Raw genomic sequence first — 9,888 nt, 5'->3', positions numbered from 1 at the left:
CGTTAGGATGGGATGGCGAGGTTTCCCGCTCTTGCAGAGCCGCTAACGCTAACGCAATATCCAATCGACCAAGAGAAAAGAAATAATATTTCCTTATATTCAATCCTCTCGGTTTTAACCAGAGGTAATTATCAATTATCAATTAATGAAAGAGATTATAGGGATAGATGGCCAAGAGCGAAGTTTCTGGCGATTATCTTTAGTAAGACAAGGTTGAGTCCCTCCATCATACTAATGATCTTTTGGAGCTAGGCCAGAAAGTAATTGGGAACTTTTTTTATACCAAATTCGCTTAATTCGGTATAAGAAAATATTCCATCTTCAGCTATTGCTAAATATTTCTAGATATCCCCACACAGCGTTGCATAATTATAAATATGAATTATAAATATTTACTCCCTTTCGCTACTTCCGTTCCTATTTAGAAAGAACTATTACCTCCAACCTACCTCTAAAGATTGAAAATTATACCCATACTTCAGCAACACATTCATTAATTGATAATGGATAATGAATAACGGATAATTACCTCTTTAACAATGGATAATGAATAATTGTCAGGACTTACGCATAAAGTAGGAAAAACTAGGATTTGAGATTGTTTCCCTGTTGGTTGCAATAACAAAAATACCTTGCAAACGTGTAAGTCCTATTAGTTTTGTTTTCGGCTGTTGCCGACATGAAACGCGTTTTCGGCTGTCGCCGACATGTTTGCGTTCTGCTGCGCGACATAAAAAGCGTTGGCGGAGCCTAGCAGCAGCTATATCGCTCTACTTGACATATACTATATCTAGTGTTCTTGCGTAAGTCCTGATTAACTAAGCTAGTTAAAAGCGACAAGTCTAATAAGTTGGGGCGGTTTAGCAACCAAAACTACTGGATAAATTTCATGTCTTAATTCTCGAAGATTTACTATTCCTCTATATCCACCAGAACGTCGTAATTCTTCATCTTCAATATACTAGCAACTTCAGAATAAGTCTTTTTTCCTTCCTGAATAGCAGAGAATAATTCTATTGCCAAATCTTCATTATCTAAAATAATTTCATAGATGACTGCAGTACCATAATTTAATTTATTTTCTAAGAAATATGGCTCTATCTTATCCTGAAATAAATGATTTGCTAATTTTTCAGATAAAAAACTATAATAGGCAATTTCCTCAAAATTATCTATAGATAAACTATGTTGATCTAACCAAGCCCATGTTTCCTTAGCACCATGAGCTGATTAATTACCCGTATTGCATCGGCTGCTTTTTGAAGTTCTTCTATTTTTGCTTCAATCCCTGCATCTTCTGCTGCTATTTTAATTATTTGGCGAGTCACTATTCCTTCTATAGTTTCTGATAGTTTCAAAGACAATTTAACTTGATTGAGAATATATTCTGGTGTAATAGTAATACTTTTCAACATGAATTTACTCCATAATATGTACTAGATTATTCTGTATTTTCTACTAATTAAAGAAGAAGTCAAGAAACAGTAATTATAGAGAAAGAATCAATATTGGTGGGGATTATTTACCCTAACAAGCTTGTACACATCACAGGTGATGGTGGAGATATTTTACCCCATAATGCTTCTAGGCTGAAGTCAGGTATTCACCAGAAAACAAAAAAATTACTCCTGAATATTGACTCACTCATCCTAATTTCTAGTCGTTGGATGTTAATTGTAAGCAGGATAATGAAGATAATTTTTTTCTAGTGTAACTAAGTGAGGATATAATTTTTTATAAATTTTAGATTGCGTTTTTTCTTCTTGTAAATTTAGTTGATGTATAAGCTGATTTTATCTAAAACTTTATTTGAGGTAAAAGGAGCATCTTAATTACAACTAAAGCAGAATGCTCCCACTACCCAACAATTTAATTTTGATAGGCTACAATCTGTGGAATAATTTTTTTTTGATGATTAATTTTATTAAAAGTAGAAAGTAGTTAACTAATACTCTTAATAACCAACTAGTAATATTTTAGGCACACACACTTGATTGTTGCTAATCTTTTCAAACTGTTTTATATTTTTTTATGAAAGTGGATATTTGAAAGACAAAATGAATTAATAATCTAGACAAATTTTTCGATATCTGATAATCTAGAAAATTTATGAGTACCACATATTTATTGTTAGTTGTTAGAAGCGTCAAAAGCTAATGTTCTCAAATCTGGGTCAAGATTTAGCTCTGAGTTAAGATCCTCAATGACAATGTTTTTACCATTGCAATCTTGATCAATAGTTTGCTCCATTTTTGGTGGTTTTCGTTTAGTAGACAGCCCCATCTGTTTTAAAAGTCGATTAATATGGCGATCACTCAACTTGATGCTAAATTCTTGTGCTAAATGTTTTCCTAGCCAATTTGCAGTCCACCGCCTGAATACATAACCATATTCTTTGGGGCTATTAGTTACCAACTCTTTCAAGCGTTCTAAATATTGTTCGTTAACTTCTTGAGGACGACCTATCGGATGATCTTTCCATTTATGGGGTTGACCAGACTTAGCTATTAGTATCCAATGTCTCGCTGTACCTGGAGCACAACCTATAGCTTCACAGATTTCACTCTGGGTTTTACCTTCATCTGCTAGAAGGATAATTTCAATTCTCTGGCGATATTGCCATGGTAGATCATCATCCAAATTCTTCTGTAAATGTTGGCGCTGAAAAGATGTTAAGTAGTTACCGTTTAGGGCTAACTCAGTCGTTTTGATTTTGCAGTTCAATTGATTAGACAACATAAGTTTCTGATTAAGTATTTACAATTCCAGTTGCTATTTTTCCAGTTGCTATCTCTTACAACCAGGAGTATTTCTGAACAATTAGCACTTATGCAGTTTTTGATATCAATGTTGAGCAAATTTACTTGGGAGTTAGCTTTCTGCCTTATAGGAAAATCATCAGTTCCTCAACCATTGAAGATAAACTACAAAATGTTGTTAACTGTCTACGCAAAATTAATTACCTAATTTTATTTCCAAATCACAGGGAATATATACTTTTCAGCTTTAAAGTATGTCTAATTAATTCTGCATAGTTACTTAATACAATTTCTTGATGAACTTGCACTTGATACAAATATAAGAATATTTAGTGCGATTAGGTTTGAGCAACAATATTAAGTGCATTGCTACAAAGAAATGGCATAATCATCTTAATATATCCTGGAAAACATTAGGGCAGATAAGTCACGGGATGATGTTTTTAGAAAAACATTTTATCTAAAACCATGATGTAACTAAACTTTTGATAAATTTAGGTTCTACCAACCTAGATTTTGACATCCATTTAGTTTTTTAAGATTTATTTTATAAATCAACAATTAAGAAATTAACCTAATTTATTAATAATTGCAAGGGGTTTTGCTGAGATTCATCAAATATTCATAAATTATCCTATTATATTATTTCTTTTAAACTAAGCTTAATCTGTATTGATTTTTTTACTTACTTTAATTTCTTTTAAATTAGTTTTAATCTAAAAATAAACTCTTGAAGTTGATTTTATACAACCCAAACAATACCAATTTATTTCCGATCTTCTCCCTACTCCCTGCTGGAGCCAGTCAACATATAATAATTAGTTGAATTGAGAATTATTGCAACAAACAATATAACTCTATGAGCAATAAGCAATAAGCAATAAGCTATAGGGGATTGACTTTTATTAAACTAAATTTAATTTTTTTACTTGAATTGAGGATTATTGCAGCAGCCAATATAACTTCACCAGCAATAAGTTATGAGCGATAGAATTTTACACACATAACTTAAGCCTTCATTCCATAAACTAATTGCGATCAATTTCAACTCTATTTACATCAAGTTTATTTAATTAGTTGATAAAAAAAACCTATCTTTTTGCTTTCAAGACAAATCTTCCTCTTCCCACAACTCAAGCGCGTCAAGCTCTAATAATTAGTAGTATTAAGGATTATGGCAGCAACCAATATAACTTTATTAGCGATCGCATCTTATTCCACAAAACTTAGACCCTAATTTAACCGAAGATTTTGGTTTAAAGCCTCGTCCTTAAGCGGGAACTTTTTGATTTCTGGTAGTTGCAAATCTGCATGATTATTTATTTTATCTAGTTATATTAATTATTTTATCTAGTTATATCAATTTTATTTAATTAATTGATCAAAAAAAACCTATATTAAGATCTGATTTGTAAATTTAGCTAAAACCCTTATCTCACATAACTTTTAGAGATTTAGGTTTTATTAGACCATAACTTCCAAAATTCTTGTATTGCAAGAAATCCAGTTTCTTGATATTTACTTTATAAATCAACTTTCAGCAGCTAACTATCCAGGCAACTCATAAATGGATGGTAATGATTGTTACGATAAGATGAGGTGTAACTTATATAAATACTATGCAACTAACTTGGTTAGACAGTAATTCCTGGCTAATTGAAATTGGAGGCAAACGACTTCTCATAGATCCTTGGCTCGTTGGCCCCCTAGTCTTCGGTAATTTACCTTGGTTGTTTAAAGGAGAACGACAGACTATCCGTACTATTCCAGAAAATGTAGACGTTATTGTATTATCTCAGGGACTAGAAGACCATGCTCACCCAGAGACACTTAAGCAATTAGATAAAAATATTCATGTTATTGCTTCTCCCGCTGCGGCAAAAGTAGCAAAAGATTTTGGTTACTCTCAGGTAATCACACTTGGTCATGGTGATACCTACTCTTTTGACAATAGTATTGAAATTAGAGCAGTTCCCGGTTCACTCGTGGGCCCAACATTAGTAGAAAATGGTTACATTCTCAAAGACTTAACCAATAGCAATACAATATACTATGAACCCCACGGCAACCATTCTGAAGAAATCAAAGAATTTGCGCCAATAGATGTTGTCATATCCCCAATTATCAATTTGAATTTGCCCTTAGTGGGGCCAATAATTAAAGGAAATGAAAGTGCTTTACAGGTAGCTCAATGGTTGCAGCCTCAAGTCATGCTACCTACAGCAGCAGGAGGTGATGTAAATTTTCAAGGATTACTAATATCTTTTCTCAAAGCTGAAGGAAGTGTTGAGGAAACACAATCTCTGTTAGCTCAAAATAATCTGGCGACAAAAGTTATAGAACCTCAGCCTGGAAAAAGTTTTGAAATACAATTAGAGCAGCAACAAACTTATTAATTTGACCAAAAAATAAGGTCTCCAGACTCCCCTTAACAGGGGATGATATCAAATCCGCTAGTTTTAGTTTAATTAAATAAAGAGTGGGGGGAGGGTGGGAGATGGACAGATAAGCGAAAAATTTGGCAATGATATTCGTGAAGAAAACACTTTTTTATAGAGAATGAAGCAGATTTGATATAAAAAGAAAGTTCCGGTTTTCAAGCTTCCTAATTGAGCGGTTGATACTGATAACTGATAACTGAAATTACAGAGGTGATATCCTCCCGTAATTATCAATAAAATCCTTTTTTTGACAATCATTTAATTATTGTGTATGATTTTCAATAACTATAGATTTTTGATAAAATACCGTGGCTCTTTATACACCATCTTCATTTAAGGCAGAACTGAATGAAAAAGGTTGGCGAATGACTCCCCAACGGGAGACAATTTTGCACATCTTTCAAAATCTGCCCAAAGGCAATCATCTGAGTGCCGAAGACCTTTATAATATGCTGCAAAATAGGGGTGAAAGAATTAGTCTATCTACCATTTACAGAACCTTAAAGTTAATGGCAAGGATGGGAATTCTACGCGAACTAGAACTAGCAGAGGGGCATAAACATTATGAAATAAACCAACCTTATCCTCATCATCACCATCATCTTGTTTGTGTGCAATGTAATAAAACTATTGAATTTAAGAATGATTCTATTTTAAAAATTGGTCTCAAGCAAGCTGAAAAATCAGGATTACATCTTTTAGATTGCCAGCTAACTATTCATACAATTTGTTATGAAGCCCTAAGAAAAGGATGGCCTTCGCTCGTATCTTCTGAGTGGTCTTGCCCACGCGCACTTGCAGATGAAGAAAACACTGAATAGGCGAAATTTGCTGAATAAAAAATACCCCCACTTTGAGATGAGGTGGGGTTCAAGTAAACGAAGTCATAAGTTGTTTGTGTCACTGGGATTTTTAGGAATGAGGATTTTATAATCTACACAAGTTAAATTTCCTAAACTCCATATTATTTGAGTTCTTTCAAAAAAATTCTGGATTTTATTTAAGCTTTAGGTAGCTAATCTCCAATATCATTTATACTCACTCCATAACGTAGTTGAGCTTTTGCTACTGCTGCTCTTGTTTCTGAATTGTAAATTCCATTCAATGGACCAAAATACATTCCTTGTAAACGAAGTCGATTTTGAAGTTCTAATACTTGTGTTTGGCTACGAATATAACTAACTTCTTGCCCAGAAGTATTTTGTCTGGCAATCAAAGGATGTCTTAACGCCTGTAATGTATTTCTTCTAGCTACCCCAGTAGCAACAAACCCCAAATCTTGCTGAAAGCGTCTGACCGCAAATTCTGTCCCCGGTCCAAAAAAGCCATCAATCACCCCTGGATAATAGCCCAATCTTGTTAACAAAATCTGGAGTTGTTTTACAGCCAAGCCTTGATCGCCTCGTTGCAGCACACTTAAGTTTGAATATTGCCTATTAGTATAATTGACTCTGGAATTAGATACCGGACCTGGAGGTAAAACTTGATTAGGATTAAATAGAAATGCTTGGGTTGTTGGTCCAACTATACCTGTAGGAGTAATTCTATTTCTCCTTTGAAAATCAATTACTGCTATTTCTGTACTTCGATCAAAATAATTAGTTATTTGTCCCTGATAATAACCTAAATTTTGTAAACGTTGTTGTAATTTCCCAATCTCAGGACCTGTGTTTCCTCGTTGCAGAAATACTCTCTCCACAGGAACAGACTTAGTACCAAATAGAAAGTCTCTAGTGGTTATCCCTACCTGACCTGTAGGTGTAATTCCATGAACACTTTGAAATCTAATGACAGCATTTCTAGTATTTTGATCATAAATACTATTAATTGAACCTCTGTAAAAGCCTAGTTCTTTTAACCTTCTTTGAATAATTGCTACTTGAGGGCTAACTTCTCCAAAAGATAATACTTTTTTAGTGGAATTTAATAACAAGCTATTGGTTTGACTCGTTCTTCTACCTCCAAATAGTAATGACCAGGTGGTAGGTTCAATTTGACCAGTAGGTGTAATACCATTTTCTTCCTGGAACTGTATGACAGCTCTTTCTGTTACTGGGCCATAATAGCCAGTTAGGTTAGCATTGAAATAGCCTAGCTCTCTAAGTTTTCTTTGAACTGCTGCTACTGTTGCAGCTTTATCTCCACGTCTTAGATAGACTGCACTATTAGGAGACAGAATTGCATTACTTTCTGGTCCAGAGCCAGAAAAAAAAGAGTTTGTTGCTAGTTGTGCTTGAGCTATTCTATTCTCATGTGTCTGGCTCAGATTAAAATCACTATTTGTTTCAGGAGCAGAAATTTCTGACACCCGAGCAAAACTAGCACTAATCAGAATAGAATTAATTATTACTAATGATAAAAAGTTTATATAAGCGAAGCTAGAAAGTTTTTTCCAGTTAAGTCCTTCAATCAGTTTGAAATCCTTAATTTCTTCACTAACAAGAAAAAATTCTAAGTATGCAAGGGATTCCATAAATTTTCCTGGGAGACTCTAGTTTTTATATTAACAAACTAAATTTAATTTGAGTGATAGAGATTATTTTATGATTTTTGATGACTACGATAAGTCTATTGATTATAAATGTTTGAGTATTTAAAATTCACCAAGATTCAAGAATAATTACTAAAAATTTAGCTGTCAGGTATTAAAAAATCAATTATCTTTGAAGGAAAAATTCGAGTTAAAAAATTGAGCAACAATACAATTAAAAATTATTTTAAAAGCAAATTAGCTAATTTTCCTCGTCAATTACTTGGGGCTTTTTTATCCATTGAAAAGTTATTTATAAAGCATTCTGGAGCAAAGGCTGACTACTAATATCTGAATGCTTACTATAATTGTACTTAGTTACACTAGAATCCAGATTAGTGTAACTATAAATTTTATAGAAAAACCTAGATTAGAGAAGTTTATTAAATATCTCTAGTGCAGGATGACGGAAATATGTTACCAGTGACAAAATACTCAAAGCCTTACCAATCAAAACTTTTGACTTCCCCTCCCAGGATGGGTTGGGGGTGGGTTGAATTCTGAGTTCCGCGAGCGGTACTACCTATTTTCCTATCCTTGCTCTAGGATAGACTATGATATATTGCTTGATTTGATTAATTATTAAACAGGTACATAGGAATTATCAAATTTTTGAGATACAAAAGTTTTGGATTTGAGGAAAAAGTTAAACTGTTAATGGGAATACAAATAACGAGGAAAATAAAAAATACTTTACCTCATTAATATAGTAACCCTTATATATTTTATCAGATTCTAAGTATAATAATGTTATCTTAGAACATATATGATATAAAGTTAATTTAATAGATTTCCATTTCTAAGCTTCTATTTCCATAATTTTCTTGTACTAAACAAATCAAGATTTAAACTAAGCCTGCGCGATCACAAATTAAAACTGCGATCGCAGCAAAAATAGTAATTCCCAAAGCAGTTATAGGATTTTGGCCTTGATTAACAGCAAAAGAAGTAGCGACACCAGCTCCTAAAGCAGCAGTAATAGCTACAACTAACGGGTCACGGTTTGAGCGATTTTTGTACATCTTTAATCCAGAATATTTTTGTTAAAAAATTTATTTGAACGTTGTTTCAAGACTTGAACTCTCGATCAGCGGAAATTGCTCATAATTTAAGGTGAGCAAATCCCATTCCAGCTATGCGCAACATCGGGAGTCATTTCAGTTATCAGTTATCTTTACCTCAAATCTGAAGCAGGAGACTGGAAATGCTGAATTTTCTTTTTTTATCCCCTTGAAAGGGGAGGCGTGAGACCTCATTTTTTAGTCAAAACTAACAACTTTGTATAAACTTATCACTCAAATCATGATTAAAGTAGTAATTATTATGGTCTTGTAATTAAGATTTAGATTTATCTAAATTTCTTAACAAATACTATCCTGGCCTTAACCTAGTTTAAATTATCTGTAAAACTCATGTTGTACAGCTCAAGTCAGAAGTAGGGATAAATGGTATTCCTTCTGTACATTATTGCTGTGACTATATTTGAGAATGTTGGCCCTAGTAATGACGACTGCTGTATCTTGAACATTGATTAAGTTTTTTTTACCAAAAAATTGGGCTTAAATCCTTGCCCTAGAAGAGCGAATTTCCATCTTATAATTATGCTGTCAACACCCGTCTTGTCTTATAGATACTGTATAAAAGAAGATTAGGTTGAAACTCCTTCACCTTCAGAGCAGAACAAGGGAAGCTTTCAACTAAATGAGTAGTTTGCGCTTTGAAGCCACAAATAAACACCCACAAAAATTATTGATAAGTCGGGGGAGGATATTTGAATACTCTAAACTGACGCAGAAGTAAGGGTCAAACTACCGTTAAGGTATCAGCAGTCAATGAAACGTGAACTCCGCTGAGGAGCTTCCGCTCCGTAGGATGACCCACACTTTAGGCAGGGGAGGATGCCAAAGAGTTTCGGATAATCAAGTTAGGAGATGGAGGGAGGGAATATACAAAAAAGACTCTAGTACTTCCTATTAGCATATACCAATTCTTATCTTCTCCTCCTCTACTGTTATTTAAACCCCCCTCTTAAAGCGGATGTCTTATCTCAAATCGGTTCTATAATTTAAGTAAGCAGAAAAAATTTTTAGTAAAATTATTATTCATTACCGAATTATTAATTATTAATTGTTAATTAAATAATTGTGGTTTAAAGCCT

Annotated in this window: 7 protein-coding genes; 3 read left to right on the top strand and 4 right to left on the bottom strand. The window is 33.5% G+C overall.

The window, feature by feature from the left end; genetic code table 11:
- Window positions 1–1,193: 1,193 nt before the first annotated feature.
- Together ACP6PL_RS04970 and ACP6PL_RS04965 are read right to left on the bottom strand one after the other, a co-directional pair.
- On the bottom strand, window positions 1,194–1,415 hold the full coding sequence (locus ACP6PL_RS04970; RefSeq protein ID WP_426543170.1) for a hypothetical protein: 222 nt from the start codon (window positions 1,413–1,415) through the stop codon (window positions 1,194–1,196).
- A 715-nt stretch (window positions 1,416–2,130) separates the two neighbouring features.
- The gene (locus ACP6PL_RS04965; RefSeq protein WP_426543168.1) at window positions 2,131–2,739 is read right to left on the bottom strand and encodes a helix-turn-helix domain-containing protein; all 609 of its coding nucleotides are present in this window, start codon (window positions 2,737–2,739) and stop codon (window positions 2,131–2,133) included.
- 1,097 nt (window positions 2,740–3,836) lie between these two features.
- Between ACP6PL_RS04965 and ACP6PL_RS04960 the strand changes: the two genes are divergently transcribed.
- The 3 genes from ACP6PL_RS04960 (at window position 3,837) to ACP6PL_RS04950 (ending at window position 6,021) form a co-directional block, all read left to right on the top strand.
- Window positions 3,837–3,989, top strand: a complete 153-nt coding sequence (locus ACP6PL_RS04960; RefSeq protein WP_426543166.1) for a hypothetical protein — start codon at window positions 3,837–3,839, stop codon at window positions 3,987–3,989.
- 389 nt (window positions 3,990–4,378) lie between these two features.
- A complete protein-coding gene (locus tag ACP6PL_RS04955) occupies window positions 4,379–5,155 on the top strand; it encodes an MBL fold metallo-hydrolase (protein WP_426543164.1) in 777 nt (258 codons plus the stop codon).
- A 353-nt stretch (window positions 5,156–5,508) separates the two neighbouring features.
- Entirely contained in the window at window positions 5,509–6,021 is a 513-nt protein-coding gene (locus ACP6PL_RS04950) for a ferric uptake regulation protein (protein WP_426543162.1), read from the top strand.
- Between the two features lie 194 nt (window positions 6,022–6,215).
- Here ACP6PL_RS04950 and ACP6PL_RS04945 read toward each other — a convergent pair whose 3' ends face one another.
- Both ACP6PL_RS04945 and ACP6PL_RS04940 read right to left on the bottom strand, forming a co-directional pair.
- Window positions 6,216–7,673 (bottom strand): peptidoglycan-binding domain-containing protein, encoded by a 1,458-nt coding sequence (locus ACP6PL_RS04945; protein ID WP_426543160.1) that lies wholly within the window; start codon window positions 7,671–7,673, stop codon window positions 6,216–6,218.
- A 902-nt stretch (window positions 7,674–8,575) separates the two neighbouring features.
- Window positions 8,576–8,752, bottom strand: coding sequence for a hypothetical protein (locus tag ACP6PL_RS04940; RefSeq protein ID WP_426543158.1), 177 nt, complete (start codon window positions 8,750–8,752; stop codon window positions 8,576–8,578).
- Window positions 8,753–9,888 lie beyond the last annotated feature (1,136 nt).

This window comes from Dapis purpurea BLCC-M126 (assembly GCF_050015975.1).
GTDB lineage: Bacteria > Cyanobacteriota > Cyanobacteriia > Cyanobacteriales > Microcoleaceae > Trichodesmium.
The sequence above is the reverse complement of the archived record's forward strand: the minus strand, read 5'-3'. Positions and strand labels throughout refer to the sequence as shown.